Origin of the sequence: Pectobacterium atrosepticum, assembly GCF_000740965.1 — a bacterium.
Taxonomy (GTDB): Bacteria; Pseudomonadota; Gammaproteobacteria; order Enterobacterales; family Enterobacteriaceae; genus Pectobacterium; species Pectobacterium atrosepticum.
In genome coordinates this window covers 4,879,116-4,902,633 of record NZ_CP009125.1, presented here as the reverse complement: position 1 = coordinate 4,902,633, position 23,518 = coordinate 4,879,116, and the positions used below count along the sequence as shown (strand labels likewise).

Sequence of the window (23,518 nt, the reverse complement as noted above, 5' to 3'; positions counted from 1 at the left end):
GAAGGAAATAAGATGTCTATTGAACAATTACCGAAAGACTTTCTGTGGGGCGGCGCGGTAGCGGCGCATCAAGTTGAAGGTGGTTGGGATCAAGGTGGCAAAGGCGCGAGCATTTGCGATGTCCTGTCTGGCGGTGCACACGGCGTTGACCGTGTGATTACCGATGGCGTACAGCCTGGTGTCAGTTATCCAAACCATCAGGCGGTGGAGTTCTATTCCCACTATAAGCAGGATATCGCCCTGTTCGCCGAAATGGGCTTCAAATGCTTCCGCACCTCGATTGCCTGGACGCGTATTTTCCCCAATGGTGATGAACTGGAGCCGAATGAGGCAGGTCTGCAATTCTATGACGACCTATTCGATGAGCTGCTGAAGTACAACATTGAGCCAGTGATTACGCTGTCTCACTTTGAGATGCCACATCACTTGGTTAAGCAGTACGGCGGTTGGTTCAACCGCAAAGTAGTGGATTTCTTTGTCCGCTACAGCGAAGTGGTCATGAAGCGTTATCAGTCCAAAGTGAAATACTGGATGACCTTCAATGAGATCAACAACCAGCGCAACTGGCAGTATCCTCTGTTTGGCTACTGCTGTTCCGGCGTGATTTTTACCGATCACGACAAGCCGGAGCAGGCGCTGTACCAGACGCTGCACCACCAGTTTGTCGCCAGTGCGAAAGTGGTGAAGCTGGGTCATGACATTAACCCAGATTTCAAAATTGGCTGCATGCTGGCGCTGGTACCGCTCTATCCGTGGTCATGCCACCCAGATGACGTGATGTTTGCACAGGAAGGGATGCGTCAACACCATCTGTTCGGTGACGTACAACTACGGGGGTATTATCCGTCCTACATCCTGAACGAGTGGGCGAGAAAGGGCTACCACATTGATATGCAGCCGGAAGATGAACAGACACTGCGTGAAGGCTGTACGGATTATCTGGGCTTCAGCTACTACATGAGCAATGCGGTGCAGTACGCGGCAAAAGGCCGGAAAACCGAAGATGTCATCGCTGGGTTTGACGGTGGCGTGAAAAACCCGCATGTGAAGGCATCAGAATGGGGCTGGCAGATCGACCCGGTCGGCCTGCGCTATACGCTGAACAGCTTCTACGAGCGCTATCAGAAACCGATGTTCATCGTTGAAAACGGCTTTGGTGCGGTGGATAAGGTGGAAGCGGATGGCAGCATTAATGACGACTACCGCATCGACTATCTCAAAGCACACATTGAGCAGATGAAGAAAGCCGTTGTGGAAGATGGCGTGGAACTGATGGGTTACACGCCGTGGGGCTGCATCGACTGCGTGTCGTTTACCACCGGCCAGTACAGCAAACGCTACGGTTTCATCTACGTGGATAAACACGACGACGGCACCGGCACGTTCAATCGCTCGAAGAAAAAGAGCTTTGACTGGTACAAGAAGGTGATCTCCAGCAACGGCGCCGAGCTATAACTGCGATTGTAGGAAACATTTTTCACAGAGCCGAGATTGCTGACAAAGCCCGTAGAGCGGAGATCGTAAAGACGCTGTAAACATCCCTGTGCGCTCGGCTTGCGCACATCGGCGATCCCCCTTAACCTGCCTCTTAATACTCAGATCCCCAGTTCATTGGGGATTTGTACTGTTGCCAGCTATCACTCTGGCGTCACATCGAACCCGCCACGTGAGCAAAGACGGAATTAGCCTTCTGAGATATCCACATGGTTAGATAGCATATTGAATTAATTAAAATAATTATGATGATAATCAATTGGTTTGCTTACTTTTAGCCCTTTCTTTGTGCCATTGGCTCTCAGCTTACCTTGCTATCCTTTACACGTACTGTCTTTCTCACAAGAAATATCGTCAAGGATGCCACATGGAACGTTTTCATCATTCTGCCTACCCTCCCAGCTCTATGCCCAACCAACCGCCTGGCATGAACACATTACGGTTAACGTCTAACCCCTGACCAGCCGGTGTTTTCTACATTTTTATCAGCACGGCGCTTTAGCCAACATGGATTGTGGTGTGAGCAGACTCAGACCTCAACCTGAGTATAGGAGTAGATTAATGGCAGCAGATCCCTACTGTATTCCCTGTGAACACTACGATAATTGGATAGAGATTGAGGTTCGTGATGAACACAATCGTTCGTTCAAGGGGCTGAAAGCGACACTGACCGACGATACCGGCAAATCCGAAACGGTCACTCTCAAAGAAGGGCCTGTGTTAGTACACGGTTTTGCCGTTGGCCCGATAGCCGTCAAGCTAGAGACGCTTCCCTGGCTTAAGGCGGCGCAATCGCGTGAAGTATTGAAGAACGGGCAAAGTGCCGTCCCTGCCTATGTAGCAGAAAAGGTTGGGTATGATGAAACGCCACGTGAACATATCAAGGCGACCACCGGTGACCTGTGCCTGACCGCACCTGAGCAACCGTTGCCAGAGGCGCATCAGGAAGGAAAAGCCGGTAGCGTCCGTTTCTTTACCAAACATTCCTACGTTATCGAGGTAAAAGGCTACCAGATCAACGTATTGCGCATCGGTGTATTCTTCGATGGCACGGGAAATAACACTTATAATGCCGAATCTGGTCTTAAAAAAGTGGAGCAATGGCTGGCTGAAACCTGCTCCGATCCGGCGCAGCGGGAGAAAGAGCTGCGTGGCTGCCAGATGGGGCGGCTTCCGGTGAGTGACAGTGCGGCGAACGATATTACTAATGTGGGTAAACTATTTAACCAATACGATCTGACTGCTGGCCCGCTGGTCGCCCATAGCTATATCAGCGGCATTGGCACTCGAGATCCGGTTGCAGGAAAAGAGGGGCTGGAATATCAACCAGACGATATGTTAACCAAAGCGCTGGATGTCGACTTTAGTGGTGAAGATTCCTCAATCGTTGGTAAGGTTAACCTGGCTTGTGAACAAGCGATCACACAAGCGATTGATGATGACCTGAAGAACGTATTACCCAACATTGACTGCATTCACCGCATTATGTTCGATGTGTTTGGCTTTAGCCGCGGGGCGGCGGCGGCACGCCATTTTGTGAATGTCATCGACCAAAAAGCCGATCATCCGCTGGTGCAGGCTGTGGCTAATACTCCCACTATTCGCCTTAAGGCTGGGTTTGACTGGGCCAGGCGGGACGATGTACGTATCACGTTTGTCGGGATTTTTGATACGGTCGCCTCATCCTACCATCCGAGTGTGAACATCCGTTTACATGCGGATAGCGTCGAGCGACTGGTGCATCTGACAGCGCTGGATGAGGTGCGGAAACACTTTCCCTTAACGCGCGTCACTCCCACTCCGATAGGCACCAGCATCCCACCACACTTCACCGAACTGGCTCTACCAGGTGCACATTCGGATCTTGGCGGCGGCTATTACAGTCGCTGGAGCCTGCGCAACCCCAATAGCGACCCAGCGCTGACCGAGTGCCTCGAACTGGAGCGCTTTATGAGTGAAGAAGAGAGCTCCATGCCGGATACAGAAAGCCGCGCTTATCGTCAGGCCCGCGCCTATGCCGAGGAAAAAATTGCGCAGGGCTGGGTCGGACGTCTTCATCCGCATTTGCTGCGCACTGCCACGCCACCCGTGGGGGCGATCAGTTTGATCCCCTATTCGTTTATCCGACGGCGTGGCAAAGATGATTCGTGGCCGAAAAAGGCCGTGTATGTGGAGGTGGTAATGAGCCGCGTGGTGGAGGGGGAATATTCGCGCATTCCGCTGCACATGATGGTAGAAGCGGGACTAGCCGCCGGGGTGCCGTTTAAAGTGTGGGATCCAACAATAAATGGGCATAGGCTTGAGTCTGGAGCCGTCAAATTGCCGGTGGTCAATCTGGCTAAATTGGATGAGCTCTGGGTGTTGGCGGCTACCGAACAGGGGGTGGTGAAAAACCAGAGCCAGCAACTCTCCGCGGAGGTTCATCGGGCATTACGTCGTGACTATGTGCACCACAGCGCCAGCAATCAGGGCATCGCCAGCCCGGCCAATACCAGCAAATTTGAAACTACCGAGAGTAAAGAGCGGCGGCACGTAATAGGCAATGAGGAAGCATGATGTATAGACAACTAATGGTGTTACTGGGACTTTGTGTTTCATTAGCCGCCTGTGCGACGTCACCCACAAAATCGGCTTTTTCATGGCGATATGGCACGGGCAGCAACATTGATATCACTAACAATACGCAAACGGAGTTTTATCGTGATGGGAAACTCATTTACGCCGATCGTGAAGCGGGCGGTGGGGCGGGTGGACTTCTGAGTGACAGAATCACAGGCAGGCGTTATTACTGGGCAGGGGGCGGGGGGTTACCTACCGATGGTGTTCCCGTCCCTGATAGGGCTTCGATAGAGATGGTGTCCCTCTACGATCGCAAGCGTTACCGAATCAAGGTTGATTTACCTGCGGATTTAGAACGGAGAATGAGAGCAGTTTATCAAGTTCAGGGGCGCTACGATCGCCGCGAACGTTTGTATTTTGGTCTGGCCCCAGGCGGCTATTATGAAGTGGTCTTGATGGGACGGGGGCTTGGCGTTAGCCCAGATCTGTTGCTTGCCCGTGGCATCGCCGAAGAAGTCACAGACAATTGGTATGATAAAAAATTCCCAATTGGTGTGAGCCAATACACTGTGACGCTCCAAGACTTTGACAAAAAATACGGCGAGTTGTTTAAGCAACACCCTATCCCATTGGGAATGGACTGGGCGCCGATCATGGATGCCTACCGCGCCAAGCAGCCTAAAACGGACCAGCAGCCGATGAAATAATATGCTCTGGCGGTGTAACAAATTGGGTGATGGGCTCCGGCGGTTCCGCAAGCTGACGAAAACCAAAGGAACCTTCTCGAACGAAAACAGCCTGCTAAAACTGCTTTATCTGGGGCTTATGGATGCGCAGGAGAAGTGGACAATGCCGCTTCAGAACCGGAATTTAACATTGTTGCAGTTAGCCATTTACTTTGACGGGCGACTGAATAACGTGATTACGCTGTAATGATTTTACCGTGACACAGAATTCTGAACGCTCCCTGCAAGCGACGTTCAAAAGCGTTCCTGACGCTTTTGTCCCTGGCGCGGACGCTTTACTCTTCTATCCCATGACCACCGTTTTCGCTCAATAAGTAGATTTGTTAATGGTCTAAGCCGTGTTCAACCGCACGGCTTTTTACGTTATACCCGTCATACTTCAAGTTGCATGTGCGTTGGCTTCATTCGGTCACCCGAATCACTTACTTGAGTAAGCTCATCGGGATTCTCTCATTCGCCGCCTTCCTGAAACTCGAATTATTTAGGGTATATATGTCATACGCCTGTCACCCTGCCGTATTTCACTAACGACTTCATCGCTGAATCGCGTTAGCATGAAAACAGATAACTTGATGCTGGAAAAACTATGTCTGTAAAACTGATCGCTATTGATATGGACGGGACGTTACTGACGCCCCAAAATCAAATTTCACCTGCGGTAAAGGCTGCGATTGCTGCTGCCAGAGAGAAAGGCGTGCAGGTCGTGCTGGCAACTGGTCGGCCCTACATCGGCGTCGAACGCTACTTGATGGAACTGGATTTGCAGCAGGAAGGCTGTTACTGCATCACTAACAACGGTGCGCTGGTTCAGCGTACGGTCAACGGTGACTGTGTGGCGCAAACCGCGCTGAGCTTCGACGATTATCTCTATTTCGAAGCGCTGGCCTGCAAATTAGGCGTCCATTTCCACGCGCTGGACTTCAATTTCGTCTATACCGCCAATAAAGACATCAGTCCTTACACCATTCATGAATCTCACCTGACCGGGATGCCGTTGAAGTATCGTGCGGTAGAAGAAATGGATCGCAGCCTGACGTTTCCGAAAGTGATGATGATTGATGAGCCAGAGATCTTGGATCGCGCCATCAGTCAACTGCCACCGGAAGCCTTTGAACGCTACACCATCATGAAGAGCGCCGAATACTATCTGGAAATTCTGGATAAACGCGTGAACAAAGGTGAAGGCGTGAAAATGCTGGCGGAACACCTCAACATTCCACGCGAAAGCGTCATGACGCTGGGCGACCAGCAGAACGATCTGGCAATGATTCGCTATGCGGGTATCGGCGTCGCGATGGGTAACGCCATTGATGAAGTGAAAGAAGCCAGCCAGTTCGTCACCAAAACCAACATGGAAGACGGCGTCGCTTATGCGATCGAGAAATTCGTGCTGAATGCCTGATTATTTATAGATAAAGCCGAATAGCCATCATCGATGGCTATTTTTATATAAATTAATAACCTTGCTATTTATTTTAAATAAATCTATTTCCTGACATTTATTATTCAATAAATATATTAATAAAAATAAAGGCTTCGGCTGGAAGTTATTTTAATTCCAGACTATCCGCTATTTTTTCTTTCATAACCTGAGTGATGTGATTAACCACTTGGCTGCGGGGGATTTGAGGTGGGTAGACCGCGCAATACGCCATTTTTATATCAGGATTGAAAGGCTTAACGATAACCGGAGAAGGGCTGTTCAGAGCAGTAATAAAATCCACCACGCCAATGCCAACGTTTCTTGAAGCCAGTACACAGCAGTTAACCATCGAGGTTTCGATAGGGTTGTGCAGATAGATTTGCTCTTTTCTGGTGGAAATATCGATCTGCGCCCGCAGCGGTGTGGTTCTGCCGGGCAGAATAGCGCGAGTGCTGGCCAGATCGGCGAGTGTAATTTCATCCGCCGTTGCAAGGGGATGATCCATCGCTAACACCGCGACAGCACTGGCGTCTGCCAGTGGTTCGGCTTCCAGCCCTTTGATGCCCGGCTGGCCAAAAATAAAACCAACGTCATAGTGATTTTCAGCAATCGCGTCCGTAATACGGCTGCTGCTTTCGATGTCTAAAAACAGGGAAAGATCGGGGTATTTCTTGAGTAAGGTAGGCAGAACCTGATCTGAACAAAGAAACGAGAGCGCCTGAACGGCGGCGATGCGCAGTACGCTGCCCTTGGCGTGGCGAATTTCATCGGCAATCAGCCCGATATGATCTAACCCTAAATAAAGGCGCTCCACTTCCCGATATAGCTTCATTGCCTCGGCGCGTGGAACCAGGCCGCGCCCGTCCCTATCAAACAGCTTAAGATTCAGCGCGTCTTCAAAGTCCTTAATGAGGCGACTGACCGCAGGCTGGGTGATGAACATCATGTTGGCAGCAGCAGTGATGCCACCGGTAAGGATGACTTTATGGAAGGCTTCAACCTGACGGGGATTGATACGCATGCTAGCCACCTTAAAACATAACATTTAGTTATCAATTTAACACAAAATGCAATTTTTCATTATCCAATCTAGCGCATAGACTCACAATCATAAGATTTAATACACTTCATCAGTACTCAATCATGGAATAGAGGGTTAGTGAATGAAGAAATCAACGCTAGCGTTATTGTTTACGGTTTTATTTTCATCTTCACCTTTGGTTTATAGCGCGGACCTGAATATAGGTTTGGCTTCCTCCACCACATCAATGGATCCGCAGTTTTATGTGAGTGGGGCGAATAGCGCAATGGCGCGCAATATTTTTGACGGTTTGGTTGTACAGGATGAAAAACAGCAGATTGCACCTGCCCTGGCAACCAGTTGGAAAGTGATTGACGACAAGACGTGGGAGTTTGTATTGCGTCCTGGCGTTAAGTTTCACGACGGCAGTGATTTTACGGCTAAAGATGTGATTGCCAGCATTAAGCGTGTTGCGCTGGCATCAAAAAACAGCCCTAGTTCTTACGCACCTTACGTCAGCGACATTGCTGAAGTAATAGAAGTTAATCCACTAACGGTGCGGATAAAGACAAAAGAGGCTTCGCCACTGCTGCTGAATAATTTAAGTCGGATTTCCATTTTACCGGCCCGACTTGAGAACGTCCCGACGGAAACGTTGAATTCAGGAAAAGATGTGATTGGTACAGGGCCATTCAAATTTGTTTCCTGGGTGCCGGACGACCGGGTAGTCCTTAGTCGTAACGATGATTACTGGGGAGGAAAAGCAGAGTGGGACAACGTTACTGTCCGTGTATTTAAAAACAGTAGTGCACGTGTAGCAGCAGTATTGTCCGGTGATGTGGACATGATTGAAAACGTTCCAACAGCCGACAGCAGTAATATTGAAAAAAATCAGCAGTTAAAAACGATTTCAACACCAGGGAATCGTGTTATTTACCTTCACATGGACCAGCAGCGAGATGAATCACCGTTCGCTAAAGGTCCTGATGGTAAAAACCCATTACTAAAAAAAGAAGTACGCCAGGCGATGTCTTTAGCTCTTAATCGTCAGGCAATCGTCGACCGTGTGATGGAGGGGCAGGCTGTTGTCGCCTCTCAGCTTGTACCGAAGGGGTATCTCGGGTATTCCGCTTCCATTCCTGCGCCGGTTTATAATCCGGAGAAAGCCAAACAGGAACTGGCGGCGGCGGGTTACCCCAACGGCTTCACGCTGACCTTCCACGCGTCGAACGATCGTTATCCTAATGATTCTAAAATTGCTCAGGCCATTGGCCAAATGTTCACACGCGTCGGCATCAAAACCGAAGTGGTTACGATGCCCGGCAGTGTGTACTTCTCACGTGCGTCCCGTCTCGAATTCAGTTTGATTATGGGCGGGGCCGCGATTGAAACCGGGGAAGCTTCTGGAGTATTGGGGCCATTGCTAGAAACCTTTGGCCCCAATGCAGGACAGGGTAATCGTGGTCGCTATTCCAATCCTGTCTTTGATAAAACGCTGAACGAGGCACGTGTCACGCTGGATGAAACCAAGCGTGAGGCGTTGCTGGCAGAAGCGATGAACATCGGTATGAACGATTTAGGTGTCATTCCGGTGATGTTCCTGTCCAACACCTGGGCGATGAAAAAGCAGTATACCTATGTGGGCCGTTCCGATGCCTACACGCTGCCGTACTTCGTCCGTTCCGCGAAATAGTTACCTGTCAGTCATGATCCAAAAGGGGTGAGGCTTCACCCCTTATTACCGATAACAAGGAGAGCGGTGTGAATACGTTTAGCGGTGTTTTTCCCTATCTGGTGTCACCCGTCAGGCCCGATGGTCAGGTCGATAAGCCCGTGCTGGCGCAACTCACTGAGCATTTGATTCAATGTGGTGTGCATGGCGTCGTGCCGTTAGGTAGCACCGGTGAATTTGCCTATCTCTCTGCGACTCAGCGTCTGGATGTGGTCAAAACCGTGATTGAGACGACGGCGGGTCGCGTGCCAGTGATCGCCGGTGTCGCTTCCACAACGATTCAGGATGCCGTTGAGCAAACGAAACGCTACGTTGAACTCGGTGCGGATGGCATTCTTGCGGTACTCGAAGCCTATTTCCCACTGAAAGACGAAGGCGTCGAACAGTATTTCCGCGCCATTGCCGAAGCTGCACAGGGCAAACCGGTCGTGCTCTACACCAATCCTCAGTTCCAGCGCTCCGATTTGAGCTTGCCCGTTATCGAACGCCTGAGTCATGTCAGTAATATCCGCTATATCAAAGACGCCTCGACGAATACCGGGCGTTTGCTGTCCATCATTGAACGTACCCGTGGCCGGATGGAAGTGTTCTCCGCGTCCGCTCATATTCCCGCCTGTGTGATGCTGATTGGCGGCGTGGGTTGGATGGCTGGCCCGGCGTGTATCGTTCCCAAACAGAGTATTGCTTTGTATGAAGCCGCCCGCGCGGGTGACTGGAACAGAGCAATGGAGCTTCAGCGTCCGCTGTGGCGTATCAATGAAATCTTTGCCCGTTATTCCATTGCTGGCTGTATTAAAGCGGCGCTGCAATTGCAGGGATTTGCCGTTGGCGACCCGTTGCCGCCTCAGCAACCGTTGGATGAAAAGGCGCGTAAGGAGATCGCTGACGTTTTGGCGTCTGTCGATTCCCTTTAATGTAAACCAGATTTGTTAGTTTTCACGCTGTAGAGGTGTGGGGTTTTCTGCACCTTGAAATTTGGTAGTACCGATTAATTGGCAGTACCGATTAAAAAGAGAAAAGGAATCATCAGGGGATGAGTGCGTTACCTATTATTATTGATTGTGATCCGGGGATAGATGACGCTATTGCGTTATTAAGTGCATTCGTGGCACCAGAGTTGGATATTCGCGGCATCTGTACGGTGTGCGGTAACCAGGCGCTGGAAAAGACGGTGCGTAATGCGCTGCAAATTGTTGAGCTGGGTCAGCGCACGGATATCCCCGTTTTCGCAGGCTGCCATCGGCCGCTGTTGCGCGAACCCATTCATGGCCAGTTTCACGGCGAAAGCGGACTGGGCCAGACGGTGCTACCTGCACCGCAAAAACAGGCCGAAGCGCAGCATGCGGTGAGTTTTATTATTGAGCAGTGTCGGCAGGCGATAGCTGACGGCACGACGATCACGCTGTGTACGTTGGGGCCATTAACCAATGTGGCGACGGCGCTGCGTATGGCACCCGAGATTGCCGACGGTATTGCGCGCATTGTGATGATGGGCGGCGCGTATCGGGAAGCGGGCAACCGTAGCCTGACATCTGAATTCAATATGATTGCCGATCCGCAGGCCGCGAAGGTGGTGTTTGACTCGTCGATTGCCCTTGTTGCGCTGCCGCTGGATGTTACGCATCAGGTGATTTTAACACCGGAATTAGTGGCACGTTTCGTTGTGCTATCCGGGCGAATTTCCGCGCCGCTGGGTGAAATGATGGCGTTTTGGGATCGTAATGATATCCGTCGCTACGGTTCACGCGGTGGTCCGCTACACGATCCGTTGGTCATTGCCTGGGTTCTGGCGCCGCACTGTTTCACGACGGAAAAAGCCAGCGTTTACATTGAGCAGGAAAGTGAGCTGTGCATGGGGCAAACCGTTGCCGACTGGTATGGAAAAACCGATCGTCAGCCGAATGTGGATGTGGTGACAGGGGTTGATGCCAAACAGGTTGTCGAGCTGTTTGCTGACCTATTGAGCCGCTACAGAGAGGGGGTCTGACATGGTTCGAGAGCGCATTATTATTGATACCGATCCCGGCGTTGACGATGCAATCGCCATCTGGCTGGCATTGGCGTCGCCCGAACTGGACGTGCTCGGCATTACCGTTGTGGCAGGTAATGTGCCGCTTGAAGCGACGTTGCCGAATGCTTGCAACGTTGTTGGGCTGACGGGCAGAACCGATGTGCCCATTTTTGCTGGTGCCTCGCGTCCGCTCATTCGCGATCAGGTTTTCGGTAAATACGCCCATATCGGCAAATTTTCCTCTGAGTGGGTGCCGCAGAGCACGCTATCGCCGGAACAGGAACACGCCGTCGATTTTCTGGTGCGGATGACGCGTCAGGCCGCTGCCGACAATAACCCGATCACCATTTGTTCACTCGGGCCGATGACGAATCTGGCGTTGGCGCTGTGCTTCCACCCTGATGTTGCACGCGGTATCAAACAGATTGTTTCCATGAGCGGAGCCTTTACCGCGATGGGGAATCGCGTGCCGTGGGCTGACTTTAACGTCTATGCCGACCCGCATGCAGCGGAAATCGTATTTTCCTCCGGTGTTCCCGTTGTCATCATGCCGTTGGATGTGACCTTTCAGGCGCTGATTCAGACGGAACAGGTTGATGCCATCGAACGCAGCGGCGGTGCGCCGGGTAAAGCGATGGCGGCACTGCTGCTCATGTTTGACCGCAACGAGGTAGAACGCTTTGGTCGCGAAGGTGGACCGATTCATGATGCGACTGTCATCGCGTGGCTGTTGAAGCCAGAATTGTTCAAGTCAAAATATGCGCGTATCGGGGTTGAAGTTTCCGGTAAGACCGCAGGTTACGTGTTTGCCGATTTTTATCACAAACTGGGTGAGCCAGCGAATGCGCTGGTCATGCGGGAAATCGACGAACAGGGATTTCTTGGGCTGATTGCTGACCGCCTGCGCCACTACGATGTTGATACATTAAACGGTTCAGGGGGGCGCTGATGATAGCCTACCTGCTGAGCCGAATCGGACAAACGCTGCTGACGCTTGCTGTTATGTCGGTGCTGGTGTTTGTGGGTGTCTATCTGGTCGGTAACCCGGTCGATATGCTGTTGGGCGCGACGGCCACGCCAGCGGAACGGCTGGCGGTTATGCAGTCCTTTGGTCTGGATAAGCCCGTCTGGGAACAGTATGGGCTGTTTGTCTGGAACGCCTTTCAGGGCGATATGGGCAAGTCTTTTATCTTTAACCAACCCGCACTGACGCTGATTTTTCAGCGGATGCCCGCAACGCTCGAACTGGCGATGGTGGCGTTCGTCATGGCGCTGGTTGTTGGTATCCCGCTGGGGATTTACGCTGGCCTGAAGCCGGACAGCGCGGTGTCCAAATCCATCATGACCTTCTCCATTCTGGGCTTTAGCCTGCCCACGTTCTGGATTGGGCTGGTGATGATCATGCTGTTCAGCGTAAAGCTAGGCTGGCTGCCCTCGTCGGGCAGGGGCGATACGCATGAGCTATTGGGTATCCCGTTCAGCTTTCTGACTCGTGACGGTCTCGAACATCTTCTCCTGCCTGCGTTTAACCTCGCGCTGTTTAAAATCTCGCTGGTCATCCGCCTGATGCGTGCGGGGGTGATGGAATGCCTGCAACAAGATTATGTGCAGTTTGCGCGCGCGAAGGGGCTGTCAGAAACCCGTATCGTGCTGGTGCATGTGCTGCGCAACACGCTGATTCCCTTAATTACCGTGCTGGGCCTGGAGCTGGGATCGCTGATCGCGTTCGCCGTCGTCACGGAAACCATTTACGCCTGGCCGGGTATGGGCAAGCTGATTATCGACTCGATTGCTGTGCTCGACCGTCCGGTCATCCTTGCTTACCTGATGATTACCGTCGTGATGTTCAGCGTGATTAACCTGCTGGTCGATTTGCTGTATGTCATGGTCGATCCGCGTGTGCGGCTGGAAGGAGACAAGGGATGACAGGCAATACGATACACCAGCCCGCCGTCGTGCAAAAAACCGTACATCCAGTGATGCGCGTGGTGATGGCGCTGATCAACGATCGGTTGGCGCTGTGTGGGCTGATTATGTTGGCGATTTTTGTGCTGCTGGCGCTGCTTGCCCCACTTCTGTCGCCGCAGAATCCCTACGATCTGATGCAACTCGACATCATGGATGGTCGGCTTGTGCCGGGTTCCTCCAGTATGGCGGGCATGACGTACTGGCTGGGGACGGACGATCAGGGGCGCGACCTGTTCAGCGCCATTCTTTACGGCACTCGCATCAGCCTGATAGTCGGCTTCTCTAGTGCGGTGTTTGCGCTGCTGATTGGTGCCTCACTGGGCCTGATTAGCGCCTACGTCGGTGGAAAAACGGATGCCACGATCATGCGCATCGTTGATATCCAACTCAGTTTCCCTCCCATCCTGATTGCCCTGATCCTGTTGGCAGTGTTGGGGCAAGGGGTCGATAAAATCATTATGGCGCTGGTGGTAACCCAGTGGGCTTACTACGCGCGGACGATTCGCGGCTCGGCGCTGGTGGAACGTCGCCGCAGCTATGTGGACGCCGCGCGCAGCATGGCGTTGTCCAACCGCCGCATTCTGTTTCGCCATATTTTACCGAACTGTCTGGCACCTCTGATCGTCGTCGCGACGATGCGCATCGCTTACGCCATCATGTTAGAAGCCACGCTCTCGTTTCTGGGGATTGGGCTGCCTGTGACGGAGCCGTCGCTGGGGCTGCTGATCTCAAACGGTTTTGAGTACCTGATGTCGGGCGATTATTGGATCAGCTTCTTTCCGGGGCTGACGCTGTTGCTGCTGATTGTGGCGATCAATCTGGTGGGGGATGCGCTACGCGACATCCTCAACCCACGGAATTAATCAGTGGGAACGCCCATGGAAATAAGGGGTAACGAACACATGACAGCGCCGATTATGTCCGTTTCGCATCTGACCACTGCCTTTCAGGTGAACGGCGAGTGGATGAATGTGGTGCGGGATTTATCCTTCACGATTGGCGAGAAAGAAACGGTCGCCGTGGTGGGGGAATCCGGCTCAGGAAAAAGCGTGATGGCGAAATCGATCATGCGCTTGCTGCCACCCGGCCAAAGTCGGACTGAGGGGCAGATTTATTTCGGCGACACTGAACTGTTGTCGCTTCCCAATAAAGCGATGCAGGATGTGCGCGGCAACCGCATTGGCATGATTTTTCAGGAGCCGATGACCAGCCTGAATCCGGTCTTGCCGATTGGCTACCAGATTACGGAAGTGCTGCGCCGTCATCGCGGCATGGGGAAAGCCGAAGCACGCGCCGAAGCGATACGACTGCTGGAAAAAGTACGCATTCCGGCGGCCAAATCACGGCTGAACGAATATCCGCAAAGTTTCTCCGGCGGGATGCGCCAGCGCGTGGTGATTGCGATTGCGCTGGCCTGTCACCCGAAGCTGTTGATCGCCGACGAACCGACAACGGCGCTGGATGTCACCATTCAGGCACAAATTCTGACGCTGATAAAAACCCTTCAGGAAGAAGAAGGGATGTCGGTGCTGTTTATTACCCACGATATGGGCGTGGTGGCGGAAGTCTCTGACCGCACGCTGGTGATGTATCAAGGCGAAATGGTAGAAAATGCCGTCACGCGGGAAATCTTTCATCATCCGCAACAGCCCTATACCCGCATGCTGCTGTCTGCCGTGCCCAAGCTTGGCTCGATGTCCGGCAGCGCATGGCCGCAGCGCTTTCCGCTAGTGGATCTCAAGACAGGCGAGCGCCAGCCAGTGCCGGATGCGGTGAATACGGTGTCGGGCGAGGAACCGGTGCTGACGGTAAAAAATCTGGTCACCCGATTTGATATCCGATCAGGGTTTTTCCGTCGGCTGTCTGGGCGGGTTCATGCGGTGGAGAATGTTTCGTTCGATCTTTGGCCGGGAGAAACGCTCGCGCTGGTTGGCGAATCGGGCTGTGGTAAATCCACCACCGGTCGGTCGATTATTCGTCTCAACGACGCCGTTAGCGGCGATATTCAGCTTCTGGGAAAAAATATCCTGACGGCGGATAAGCGTGAGCTGATCGATTCACGGCGGCAGATTCAGATGGTGTTTCAGGACCCGTATGAAAGCCTGAACCCGCGCATGCGGGTAGGGGAAGCGATTGCCGAACCCATGTTGCTGCACGGGCTGGCGACCCGACAGAATGTGAATGCAAGAGTCAGTGCTCTGTTGGAACAGGTGGGTTTATCCGGCGATATGGCTACGCGTTTCCCGCATCAGTTCTCTGGTGGGCAGCGGCAGCGCGTATGTATTGCCCGCGCACTGGCGCTGGAGCCGAAAGTGATTATTGCCGATGAATCGGTGTCGGCGTTGGATGTGTCCGTCAAGGCGCAGGTGATCAATCTGATGCTGGATCTCCAGCAGAAGCTCGGGCTGTCATTCCTGTTTATCTCGCACGATATGGCGGTTGTCGAACGTATCAGCCACCGTGTAGCGGTGATGTATCTCGGCGAAATTGTGGAGATCGGCCCACGTTCGGCGATCTTCGACAATCCGCAGCATGACTACACCCGGCGTCTGATTTCTGCGGTGCCTGTGCCTGACCCGGACACCCGTCCGGTGCGTAATATCACCAATGATGAACTGCGCAGCCCGGTACGCGCACCTGATTTCCATCCTCCCGTACGTCGCTATAAGCAGGTCGGAGAGGGACATTTTGTACTGGAGTGAAACGAATCGCGTTTACTGAAAACCCAGTTCGGCTTAATTACAACGTAAGCGCGATACGCTTACCATTAGGTAGGGTCACATCTAGCGTAAGCTTACCGCCTAGGGCAGTTACATAGCGTTTCAGCGTTGACAGTTTTGGGTCATTTTCAACCTTTTCCATCTTAACAATAGATGGCTGCTTGACCCCCAATGCTGCTGCAAGCTGCGTCTGCGACATTTTCAGTTCTTCGCGTAGTTTCGCTAAAGTGATTTCCTGGCGGATCTCAGCCGTGCGCGCCTCAATACGGGCACGGCTCTCCGGTGAACGTTTAGCCATCATTTCTTTAAGCGTCGCCATCTTCTTTTACCTCCGGTGATATCAGATGCGATGTAAACTCAGCGTCTGCGATCTTAATCATACGTTCGTAGAACAATTTTTCATCCTCGCCTTTCTTATCTCCTGCACATAAAACAATCGCTTTACGTGTCCGGTCAAACGCGAAGAATGTTCGGAATGGGTGGCCTCCAACCTGAACCCGCAGCTCCTTCATATTTTTGTATTTTGAACCTTTAATCTGATCAACCTGTGGTCGTCCTAGCTGTGGGCCATCCTCTTCGAGTATTGCGAGGTGTGCCAAAACCTCTTCCTGTACCGCTTCGGTTTGCTCATCAAACCAAGTATCGAATAGATCCCGTGTTACTATTTTCCATGCCAATCGGTAAGCCTCCCTGTCCTACACACTATAAATACAATATAACCTACAAGCTATATTGGCAAGCGTTCCTAAATAGCTGTTCCAAATAGTAGATCACCAGAAGGGAACTCAGTCCGATTTAAGCGATCTGATCAATCGCTGAATATCCCAAATCACCAACCGGACTGAGTCATGCCGATCATAGCACCGATACCCGACGCCGAAAGGTGTCTGATGCAAAAAACCATCCATAAAACATGTGATAAAAACTATGCCCGCAGACTCACCGCGATGTTGATGCTTCATCGTGGGGACAAGATAAGTGACGTTGCCAAAACGCTTTGCTGCGCACGTTCATCGCTGGGGCGCTGGATTAATTGGTTCACACTTTACGGGCTGGAAGGCCTGAAATCATTACCCTCAGGTCGTGGCCGACGCTGGCCGTTTGAGCGCATTTGTGTGCTGTTGCGTCAACTGATTAAGCATTCGCCGGAAGATTTTGGTTATCAGCGTTCTCGCTGGAGTACTGAACTGTTAGCAATAAAAATCAACGAGATAACCGGGTGCCGTTTGCATGCTTCAACCGTTCGCCGCTGGCTTCCCTCTGCTGGACTTGTCTGGCGAAGAGCGGCCCCCACGCTGCGCATTCGCGACCCGTATAAAGAAGAGAAAATGGCCGCTATCGCAGAGGCGCTAAGCGAGTGTAGCGTCGAACATCCCGTGTTTTACGAGGATGAGGTCGATATCCATCTCAACCCCAAAATAGGTGCTGACTGGCAGCTACGTGGTCAACAAAAGCGAGTTGTTACGCCAGGGAAAAACGAAAAATATTATCTGGCTGGCGCGTTGCACAGCGGCACAGGAAAAGTCAGTTACGTCGGCAGCAGCAGTAAAAACTCGGGGTTATTTATCAGCTTGTTAAAACATCTAAAAAGCACGTACCGGCGAGCAAAAACGATCACGCTGATCGTTGATAACTACATCATCCATAAAAGTCGTGAAACGCTTCGTTGGCTGAAGAATAACCCAAAATTTATTGTTATTTATCAACCAATTTACTCACCGTGGGTGAACCACGTAGAACGGTTATGGCAGGCATTACACGACACAATAACTAGAAATCATAGCTGTCGTTCGATGTGGCAATTACTGAACAAAGTACGCTATTTTATGAAAACGGTAAGCCCATTTCCTGGCAGGAAGCACGGTCAGGCAAAAGTGTAGCGATATTAGGATCAGCTATTTAGCTAGCAATAATGGAAATATGACTAAGCGAGTAGACTCATATTATAAAATCAGCATTAGCCGTATGACATCACGTAAACAGCATTACCCTGAATCCCACCTCGCACGCTCAATTCCTCTGGATGTTGAAGTCCGGTAACACATGATGTTGCCAAATTGTATTTATTGTCCGTTTTGTGATCCAGATTGTAGTACAACATATATTAATGGTACTACAATTAAGCCAAGAAAAGAGGGAATGATGCGGTTATTGTGCAACAGTTCGACGACGTCAGGCGGCATGGCGGGTAAAGTAAGTGCAGTGATATCAATCCGTTTTGTCTCGTTGAGGTGATGATGAATAAGCAGGAATTAAGCAAAACCGACCGCATCATTCTGGATATTGGCCAACAGATCGTTGGTGGAAAATACGCTCCGGGCACGCCGTTACCCGCAGAAGCTGAGCTGTGTGAAGAATTTCAGACCTCGCGCAACATCATTCGTGAAGTGTTCAGAGCGCTGATGGCGAAAAGGCTGGTGGAAGTGAAACGGTATCGCGGCGCGTTCGTGGCTGCGCGTAATCAGTGGAATTACCTGGATACCGACGTTCTGCAATGGGTTCTGGCAAGCGACTACGACCCACGTCTGATCAGTGCGATGAGCGAGGTGCGTAATCTGGTGGAGCCGACGATTGCTCGCTGGGCCGCAGAACGCGCGACTTCAAGCGAGCTGGCGGTGATTGAAGCGGCGCTGAACGACATGATTTCCAACCATCAGAATCGTGATGCGTTCAATGAAGCGGATATTCGTTTTCATGAGGCGGTGTTGGCGGCGGTGCACAATCCGGTGCTACAGCAGTTGAGTGTGGCGATCAGTTCGTTGCAGCGTGCGGTGTTTGAACGCACCTATATGCCAGACGACGACAACATGCCACGGACATTGCGTGAGCATCAGGATCTCTACGATGCCATTCGGCATCAGGATATTGAAGCAGCAGAGCGGGCGGCGTTGACCATGATTGCCAGCTCGACCAAACGGTTAAAGGACATTACATGAGTGAAAGCTATATCGCCGTTGACTGGGGTTCGACCAACCTACGGGCGTGGCTGTATCTGGATGGCGTTTGTATCGACAGCGTGAAATCTGAAGCGGGTGTGACGCGTTTGAACGACCAGACGCCGCAGCAGGTTTTTCAGCAGATCGTTGCGCCGTGGCAGCAGCACAATGTGCCTGTCGTGATGGCGGGCATGATCGGCAGCAATGCGGGCTGGCTTTCCGTGCCTTATCTGGCATGTCCAACCCGTCTGACTGAAGTCGCCCATCGGCTGACGCGCGTGGAAGAAGCCCAGCCGCTAGCCGCCTGGATTGTGCCGGGGTTGAGCATTGCGCAGGACGATAACTGCAATGTGATTCGTGGTGAAGAAACCCAGTTGATTGGCGCATATAGCGAATGTCCTTCCTCTCTGTATTTGATGCCGGGAACCCACTCGAAATGGGTGCGGGCCGATGACAGCACCGTGCTGGATTTCCGCACGGTGATGACTGGTGAACTGCACCACCTGCTGATGACGCAGTCGTTAATCGGCGTGGGGCTGACTGAACAGCAGCCGTCTCCCGATGCTTTCCTGCAAGGGCTGGAACTGGGCTTTGCCGATGACAACATTATCCGCTGCCTGTTTGAAACCCGCGCGGCGCATGTGCTGGGGCGTCTGGATAAAAGCACCGTTAGCGACTGGCTGTCTGGGTTGCTGATTGGCAACGAAGTCTCACAAATGCAGCGCCACTATCAGGTGGCGGCGGGAGACACCATTACATTAATCGGCTCCCCTGCGCTGACGGCGCGCTACGAAAAAGCATTACAACAAGCTGGATTGCGCTGGCAGCAGCTGGACGGCGATCGGGCTTTTCAGGCAGGAATAAGGAGCATTGTTAATGAGTTGGAATACTAATCTTCCCTTAATTGCGATTCTGCGCGGTATCACGCCGGATGAGGTGCTGGAACATATCGCAGCGCTACTGGATGCCGGATTTGATGCGGTAGAGATCCCGCTGAATTCGCCGAACCCGTATGACAGTATTCAACTGGCCGTGGAACATTTTGGCGATCGCGCCCTGATTGGCGCAGGGACGGTGCTGAAAGCCGAATATGTCGACAAGTTACAGGAAATTGGCAGCAAGTTAGTGGTCACCCCTAATATCTCTCCCGAGGTGATTCGTCGAGCGGTGGGTTACGGCATGACGGTGTGCCCAGGCTGTGCCACCGCGACGGAAGCCTTCACGGCGCTGGATGCGGGTGCGCAATCTCTGAAAATTTTCCCGTCATCGGCGTTTGGGCCGGACTACATCAAGGCGCTGAAAGCAGTATTGCCAAAGGACGTTCCCGTCTTTGCCGTCGGTGGCGTCACGCCAGAAAACCTGAAGGATTATCTTAGTGCGGGCTGCATCGGTGCCGGGTTAGGCAGCGATCTGTATCGAGCCGGTCAGTCGGTTGAGGTTACTGCACAAAAAGCACATGCATTTGTTAACGCCTATAAGGATGCTGTTCAATGAAAATTACCAAAATCACCACGTATCGGCTGCCGCCACGCTGGATGTTTCTGAAGATTGAAACCGATGAAGGGATTGTCGGCTGGGGCGAACCGGTTATCGAAGGCCGCGCACGCACCGTTGAAGCTGCCGTTCACGAGCTGTCTGACTATCTGATTGGGCAAGACCCGGCACGTATCAACGATATCTGGCAGGTGCTTTACCGCGCGGGCTTCTACCGCGGCGGCCCGATCCTGATGAGCGCCATTGCCGGTATTGATCAGGCATTGTGGGACATCAAAGGCAAGGCGCTGGGTGTACCGGTTTATCAGTTATTGGGCGGGCTGGTACGCGATAAGATCAAGGCCTACAGCTGGGTTGGCGGCGATCGTCCTTCCGAAGTGATTGCGGGCATCAAGAAGCTGACCGAAATTGGCTTTGATACCTTCAAGCTGAACGGCTGTGAAGAGATGGGCATCATTGATAACTCGCGCAAAGTAGATGCGGCGGTGGCCGTGGTTGCTGAAATCCGCGAAGCCTTTGGTAACAGCATCGAGTTCGGTCTGGATTTCCACGGTCGTGTCGATGCGCCGATGGCGAAAATCCTGATCAAAGAGTTGGAGCCGTACCGTCCGCTGTTTATTGAAGAGCCGGTGCTGGCTGAACAGGCGGAATACTATCCTCGTCTGGCTGCACAAACTCACCTGCCGATTGCAGCGGGCGAGCGCATGTTCTCACGCTTTGATTTCAAACGCGTACTGGCTGACGGCGGACTGGCAATTATTCAGCCTGACCTGTCGCACGCGGGCGGTATTACCGAGTGCTTTAAAATTGCTGCAATGGCGGAAGCCTATGATGTTGCGCTGGCACCACACTGTCCATTAGGTCCAATTGCACTGGCTTCCTGTTTGCATCTCGACTTTGTTGCGCGTAATGCCGTATTGCAGGAGCAAAGTATGGGCATTCATTATAATAAAGGTGCCGAGCTGTTGGACTACGTCATTAATAAAGAAGACTTTACTATGACTGACGGCCATTTCTATCCATTAAATAAACCGGGCCTCGGCGTGGAAATTAATGAAGAGCTGGTTATCGAACGTAGTAAAAATGCGCCAGACTGGCGTAATCCGGTGTGGCGTTATCCTGACGGTGCTGTCGCCGAGTGGTAAGACCCGTCATACCTCAAGCTGCATGGGTGTTTAATAACCGGTAATACATAACGCATTTCCCCGGCACAATGGAATAGAACAGTCATGGATTATCACGAAATCGATTATTTCGTGAGGGATTACTGTTTATTTTTTCTGGGTCGGGGAATGTAATCTTCCACTTATCATGAGTACGCCACCACCGGGATTTCAAAATAAAACGCCATTATAAATAGGGAAATATAGTGAGCGTGCGCGGTTATTTATTTCATTAGAAAAAATAAAGCATACCAACTGCTGGTGTTGTTGAACATTAAAAATAGCGGGCAACAAATGTATACCCTAAATAATTCGAGTTTCAGGAAGGCGGCAAGTGAGGGAGTCCCGATGAGCTTACTCAAGTAAGTGATTCGGGTGACTAAGCGAAGCCAACGCACATGCAACTTGAAGTATGACGGTTATGACTGTCCGTTTAATAAATAACAGGAACATAAGATGGATATGACATTAACTACCCGTCCTACAAAACGGCGTTATTTCACCTTGCTGATGATTTTTATTACTGTCGTCATCTGCTACGTGGATCGGGCCAACCTGGCTGTGGCGTCGGCACATATTCAGGAAGAGTTCGGCATTACAAAAACACAAATGGGCTATATCTTTTCCGCGTTTGCCTGGACTTATACGTTATGCCAAATACCCGGTGGCTGGTTCCTTGACCGCGTCGGTTCAAAGGCCACCTATTTTATTGCCATCATGGGATGGTCAATTGCCACGTTACTGCAAGGTTTCGCTACAGGTCTGGCATCGTTGATTGGTTTACGCGCCGTGACCGGGCTGTTTGAAGCGCCTGCGTTTCCGACGAATAACCGTATGGTGACCAGCTGGTTCCCTGAGCAAGAACGTGCTTCTGCCGTTGGATTTTATACGTCAGGGCAGTTTGTTGGTCTGGCATTCCTTACGCCATTGCTCATCTGGTTGCAGGAAATTTTGAGTTGGCACTGGGTGTTCATTGTCACTGGTGGTATCGGTATTGTTTGGGCAACTATCTGGCATTTTGTTTATCAGCCACCGAAGAAAAGTAAAGGTATCAATCAGGCTGAGCTGGATTACATTGCCGAGGGCGGCGGTATTGTCGATGGTGATGCGCCGAGCGACAAAAAAACACGCACGCCATTGACGGCGGCTGACTGGAAACTGGTGTTCAACCGCAAACTGGTGGGCGTATATATCGGGCAGTTTGCCGTGACCTCTACGCTGTGGTTCTTCCTGACGTGGTTCCCTAACTACCTGACGCAAGAAAAACATATTAGCGCACTGACCGCTGGCTTTATGACGACGGTACCTTTCCTGGCGGCGTTTGTTGGCGTACTGCTGTCTGGATTTGTAGCGGACCGTCTGGTGCGTAGCGGAAAATCGATTGGTCTGGCACGTAAAACGCCGATTATCTGTGGCCTGTTGATTTCAACCTGCATCATGGGAGCGAACTACACGAACGATCCGGTATGGATTATGACCCTGATGGCTGTGGCGTTCTTTGGCAATGGCTTTGCATCCATCACCTGGTCGCTGGTGTCGTCACTGGCTCCCATTCGTCTGATTGGCCTGACGGGCGGGGTATTCAACTTTGTCGGTGGCTTGGGCGGTATCACGGTGCCATTGATCATTGGCTATCTGGCGCAGGATTACGGTTTTGCTCCCGCACTGACCTACATTGCTGGCGTGGCGCTGGTCGGCGCACTGTCTTACATCTTGCTGGTGGGCGAAGTGAAGCGTGTAGGGTAATTCATCTGGGCGCTTTAGAGCTCAGGTAAAAAGCCATAAAAAAACGGACTTTCCTCTTGGGTGAGGAAAGTCCGTTTAATTTTTTGATTGTCTATCGACAGACATTATTTGTAGATAACGGCGGTGCCGCGCAGTTGGTTGTCACCTGTTGCAGACGTGATGGTGAAGGCACCCGCACCTGCTTTTTCTGCTTTCTGAGCTAACTGTGCTTGCAGTGAATCCAAGCTGTGTGCAGTCGCGGTGATTACGCCGACTTTCTCCAAACTCTGTGCCTGTTGTGAAGACACTTGATCCGCTGCGAAGGCACCGAAAGACAGAGTAGAAAGTACGACAGCAGCGGCGAAGAATTTTACGTTTTTCATGTGATGTATCCTATTCAATGTTGTTTGGAGTGAAAGGTTATTCCCTTTCGATGAAGAGGATACTACGCTGATACTTTGAGGAGATAAAACGGAGTGTTTTGAGAATATTTGTCAATATTTTTGATGTTAATTCTGGCGATAAG

Annotated in this window: 21 protein-coding genes and 1 pseudogene; 18 read left to right on the top strand and 4 right to left on the bottom strand. The window is 51.7% G+C overall.

Annotation, left to right across the window (positions count from 1 at the left end; translation table 11 throughout):
• The first annotated feature begins 12 nt into the window (after positions 1-12).
• From GZ59_RS21785 to yidA, 5 genes and pseudogenes are all read left to right on the top strand, one after another.
• Positions 13-1,455, top strand: a complete 1,443-nt coding sequence (locus tag GZ59_RS21785) for a 6-phospho-beta-glucosidase (RefSeq protein ID WP_039294465.1) — start codon at positions 13-15, stop codon at positions 1,453-1,455.
• 600 nt (positions 1,456-2,055) lie between these two features.
• On the top strand, positions 2,056-4,050 hold the full coding sequence (locus tag GZ59_RS21780; RefSeq protein ID WP_011095890.1) for a T6SS phospholipase effector Tle1-like catalytic domain-containing protein: 1,995 nt from the start codon (positions 2,056-2,058) through the stop codon (positions 4,048-4,050).
• Positions 4,047-4,760, top strand: a complete 714-nt coding sequence (locus GZ59_RS21775; protein WP_226302304.1) for a DUF2931 family protein — start codon at positions 4,047-4,049, stop codon at positions 4,758-4,760. The genes GZ59_RS21780 and GZ59_RS21775 overlap by 4 nt, the downstream gene beginning before the upstream one ends.
• 37 nt (positions 4,761-4,797) lie before the next feature.
• Positions 4,798-4,986, top strand: a pseudogene (locus tag GZ59_RS21770) (IS256 family transposase); the annotation flags it as partial.
• Positions 4,987-5,385: 399 nt separating this feature from the next.
• Entirely contained in the window at positions 5,386-6,201 is an 816-nt protein-coding gene (gene yidA / locus GZ59_RS21765) for a sugar-phosphatase (RefSeq protein WP_011095887.1), read from the top strand.
• A 145-nt stretch (positions 6,202-6,346) separates the two neighbouring features.
• Here the strand turns inward: yidA and GZ59_RS21760 are convergent, their stop codons facing one another.
• The gene (locus GZ59_RS21760) at positions 6,347-7,243 is read right to left on the bottom strand and encodes a LysR family transcriptional regulator (protein ID WP_011095886.1); all 897 of its coding nucleotides are present in this window, start codon (positions 7,241-7,243) and stop codon (positions 6,347-6,349) included.
• Between the two features lie 142 nt (positions 7,244-7,385).
• Between GZ59_RS21760 and GZ59_RS21755 the strand changes: the two genes are divergently transcribed.
• The 7 genes from GZ59_RS21755 (at position 7,386) to GZ59_RS21725 (ending at position 15,656) form a co-directional block, all read left to right on the top strand.
• A complete protein-coding gene (locus GZ59_RS21755) occupies positions 7,386-8,936 on the top strand; it encodes an ABC transporter substrate-binding protein (protein ID WP_011095885.1) in 1,551 nt (516 codons plus the stop codon).
• Between the two features lie 68 nt (positions 8,937-9,004).
• Positions 9,005-9,889 (top strand): dihydrodipicolinate synthase family protein, encoded by an 885-nt coding sequence (locus GZ59_RS21750; protein ID WP_011095884.1) that lies wholly within the window; start codon positions 9,005-9,007, stop codon positions 9,887-9,889.
• Between the two features lie 119 nt (positions 9,890-10,008).
• Positions 10,009-10,962, top strand: coding sequence for a nucleoside hydrolase (locus tag GZ59_RS21745; RefSeq protein WP_039294461.1), 954 nt, complete (start codon positions 10,009-10,011; stop codon positions 10,960-10,962).
• A gap of 1 nt (position 10,963) precedes the next feature.
• On the top strand, positions 10,964-11,935 hold the full coding sequence (locus GZ59_RS21740) for a nucleoside hydrolase (protein WP_039294457.1): 972 nt from the start codon (positions 10,964-10,966) through the stop codon (positions 11,933-11,935).
• The gene (locus tag GZ59_RS21735) at positions 11,935-12,912 is read left to right on the top strand and encodes an ABC transporter permease (RefSeq protein ID WP_039294455.1); all 978 of its coding nucleotides are present in this window, start codon (positions 11,935-11,937) and stop codon (positions 12,910-12,912) included. The genes GZ59_RS21740 and GZ59_RS21735 overlap by 1 nt, the downstream gene beginning before the upstream one ends.
• The gene (locus GZ59_RS21730) at positions 12,909-13,817 is read left to right on the top strand and encodes an ABC transporter permease (RefSeq protein WP_039294453.1); all 909 of its coding nucleotides are present in this window, start codon (positions 12,909-12,911) and stop codon (positions 13,815-13,817) included. Before GZ59_RS21735 ends, GZ59_RS21730 begins: the two co-directional genes overlap by 4 nt.
• 39 nt (positions 13,818-13,856) lie before the next feature.
• Positions 13,857-15,656 carry an ABC transporter ATP-binding protein gene (locus tag GZ59_RS21725; RefSeq protein WP_039294450.1) on the top strand — a complete coding sequence of 600 codons (1,800 nt, stop codon included), beginning with the start codon at positions 13,857-13,859 and terminating at the stop codon, positions 15,654-15,656.
• Between the two features lie 37 nt (positions 15,657-15,693).
• Here GZ59_RS21725 and GZ59_RS21720 read toward each other — a convergent pair whose 3' ends face one another.
• Both GZ59_RS21720 and GZ59_RS21715 read right to left on the bottom strand, forming a co-directional pair.
• A complete protein-coding gene (locus GZ59_RS21720; protein WP_039294447.1) occupies positions 15,694-15,993 on the bottom strand; it encodes a helix-turn-helix domain-containing protein in 300 nt (99 codons plus the stop codon).
• Positions 15,980-16,351 carry a type II toxin-antitoxin system RelE/ParE family toxin gene (locus GZ59_RS21715; RefSeq protein ID WP_039294444.1) on the bottom strand — a complete coding sequence of 124 codons (372 nt, stop codon included), beginning with the start codon at positions 16,349-16,351 and terminating at the stop codon, positions 15,980-15,982. The genes GZ59_RS21720 and GZ59_RS21715 overlap by 14 nt, the downstream gene beginning before the upstream one ends.
• Positions 16,352-16,522: 171 nt before the next feature.
• On the opposite strand from GZ59_RS21715, the gene GZ59_RS21710 reads away from it, so the two are divergent.
• The 6 genes from GZ59_RS21710 (at position 16,523) to GZ59_RS21685 (ending at position 23,013) form a co-directional block, all read left to right on the top strand.
• Positions 16,523-17,554 (top strand): IS630-like element ISPeat1 family transposase, encoded by a 1,032-nt coding sequence (locus GZ59_RS21710; protein WP_039289737.1) that lies wholly within the window; start codon positions 16,523-16,525, stop codon positions 17,552-17,554.
• Between the two features lie 357 nt (positions 17,555-17,911).
• Complete coding sequence (dgoR, locus tag GZ59_RS21705; protein WP_039294441.1) at positions 17,912-18,610, top strand: D-galactonate utilization transcriptional regulator DgoR; 699 nt, start codon at positions 17,912-17,914, stop codon at positions 18,608-18,610.
• Positions 18,607-19,503, top strand: coding sequence for a 2-dehydro-3-deoxygalactonokinase (locus tag GZ59_RS21700; RefSeq protein ID WP_039294438.1), 897 nt, complete (start codon positions 18,607-18,609; stop codon positions 19,501-19,503). The genes dgoR and GZ59_RS21700 overlap by 4 nt, the downstream gene beginning before the upstream one ends.
• Entirely contained in the window at positions 19,487-20,104 is a 618-nt protein-coding gene (locus tag GZ59_RS21695) for a 2-dehydro-3-deoxy-6-phosphogalactonate aldolase (protein ID WP_039294435.1), read from the top strand. The genes GZ59_RS21700 and GZ59_RS21695 overlap by 17 nt, the downstream gene beginning before the upstream one ends.
• Positions 20,101-21,249 (top strand): galactonate dehydratase, encoded by a 1,149-nt coding sequence (gene dgoD, locus GZ59_RS21690; RefSeq protein ID WP_039294433.1) that lies wholly within the window; start codon positions 20,101-20,103, stop codon positions 21,247-21,249. The genes GZ59_RS21695 and dgoD overlap by 4 nt, the downstream gene beginning before the upstream one ends.
• Before the next feature lie 474 nt (positions 21,250-21,723).
• On the top strand, positions 21,724-23,013 hold the full coding sequence (locus GZ59_RS21685) for an MFS transporter (protein WP_039294430.1): 1,290 nt from the start codon (positions 21,724-21,726) through the stop codon (positions 23,011-23,013).
• Positions 23,014-23,117: 104 nt separating this feature from the next.
• Here GZ59_RS21685 and bhsA read toward each other — a convergent pair whose 3' ends face one another.
• The gene (gene bhsA, locus GZ59_RS21680; RefSeq protein ID WP_039294427.1) at positions 23,118-23,375 is read right to left on the bottom strand and encodes a multiple stress resistance protein BhsA; all 258 of its coding nucleotides are present in this window, start codon (positions 23,373-23,375) and stop codon (positions 23,118-23,120) included.
• Positions 23,376-23,518: the final 143 nt, after the last annotated feature.

Coding starts and splice junctions, on each gene's coding strand:
- GZ59_RS21785 (WP_039294465.1), top strand. CDS start 13: ATGTCTATTGAACAATTACCGAAAGACTTTCTGTGGGGCGGCGCGGTA.
- GZ59_RS21780 (WP_011095890.1), top strand. CDS start 2,056: ATGGCAGCAGATCCCTACTGTATTCCCTGTGAACACTACGATAATTGG.
- GZ59_RS21775 (WP_226302304.1), top strand. CDS start 4,047: ATGATGTATAGACAACTAATGGTGTTACTGGGACTTTGTGTTTCATTA.
- yidA (WP_011095887.1), top strand. CDS start 5,386: ATGTCTGTAAAACTGATCGCTATTGATATGGACGGGACGTTACTGACG.
- GZ59_RS21760 (WP_011095886.1), bottom strand. CDS start 7,243: ATGCGTATCAATCCCCGTCAGGTTGAAGCCTTCCATAAAGTCATCCTT.
- GZ59_RS21755 (WP_011095885.1), top strand. CDS start 7,386: ATGAAGAAATCAACGCTAGCGTTATTGTTTACGGTTTTATTTTCATCT.
- GZ59_RS21745 (WP_039294461.1), top strand. CDS start 10,009: ATGAGTGCGTTACCTATTATTATTGATTGTGATCCGGGGATAGATGAC.
- GZ59_RS21740 (WP_039294457.1), top strand. CDS start 10,964: ATGGTTCGAGAGCGCATTATTATTGATACCGATCCCGGCGTTGACGAT.
- GZ59_RS21735 (WP_039294455.1), top strand. CDS start 11,935: ATGATAGCCTACCTGCTGAGCCGAATCGGACAAACGCTGCTGACGCTT.
- GZ59_RS21730 (WP_039294453.1), top strand. CDS start 12,909: ATGACAGGCAATACGATACACCAGCCCGCCGTCGTGCAAAAAACCGTA.
- GZ59_RS21725 (WP_039294450.1), top strand. CDS start 13,857: ATGACAGCGCCGATTATGTCCGTTTCGCATCTGACCACTGCCTTTCAG.
- GZ59_RS21720 (WP_039294447.1), bottom strand. CDS start 15,993: ATGGCGACGCTTAAAGAAATGATGGCTAAACGTTCACCGGAGAGCCGT.
- GZ59_RS21710 (WP_039289737.1), top strand. CDS start 16,523: ATGCCGATCATAGCACCGATACCCGACGCCGAAAGGTGTCTGATGCAA.
- dgoR (WP_039294441.1), top strand. CDS start 17,912: ATGAATAAGCAGGAATTAAGCAAAACCGACCGCATCATTCTGGATATT.
- GZ59_RS21700 (WP_039294438.1), top strand. CDS start 18,607: ATGAGTGAAAGCTATATCGCCGTTGACTGGGGTTCGACCAACCTACGG.
- GZ59_RS21695 (WP_039294435.1), top strand. CDS start 19,487: ATGAGTTGGAATACTAATCTTCCCTTAATTGCGATTCTGCGCGGTATC.
- dgoD (WP_039294433.1), top strand. CDS start 20,101: ATGAAAATTACCAAAATCACCACGTATCGGCTGCCGCCACGCTGGATG.
- GZ59_RS21685 (WP_039294430.1), top strand. CDS start 21,724: ATGGATATGACATTAACTACCCGTCCTACAAAACGGCGTTATTTCACC.
- bhsA (WP_039294427.1), bottom strand. CDS start 23,375: ATGAAAAACGTAAAATTCTTCGCCGCTGCTGTCGTACTTTCTACTCTG.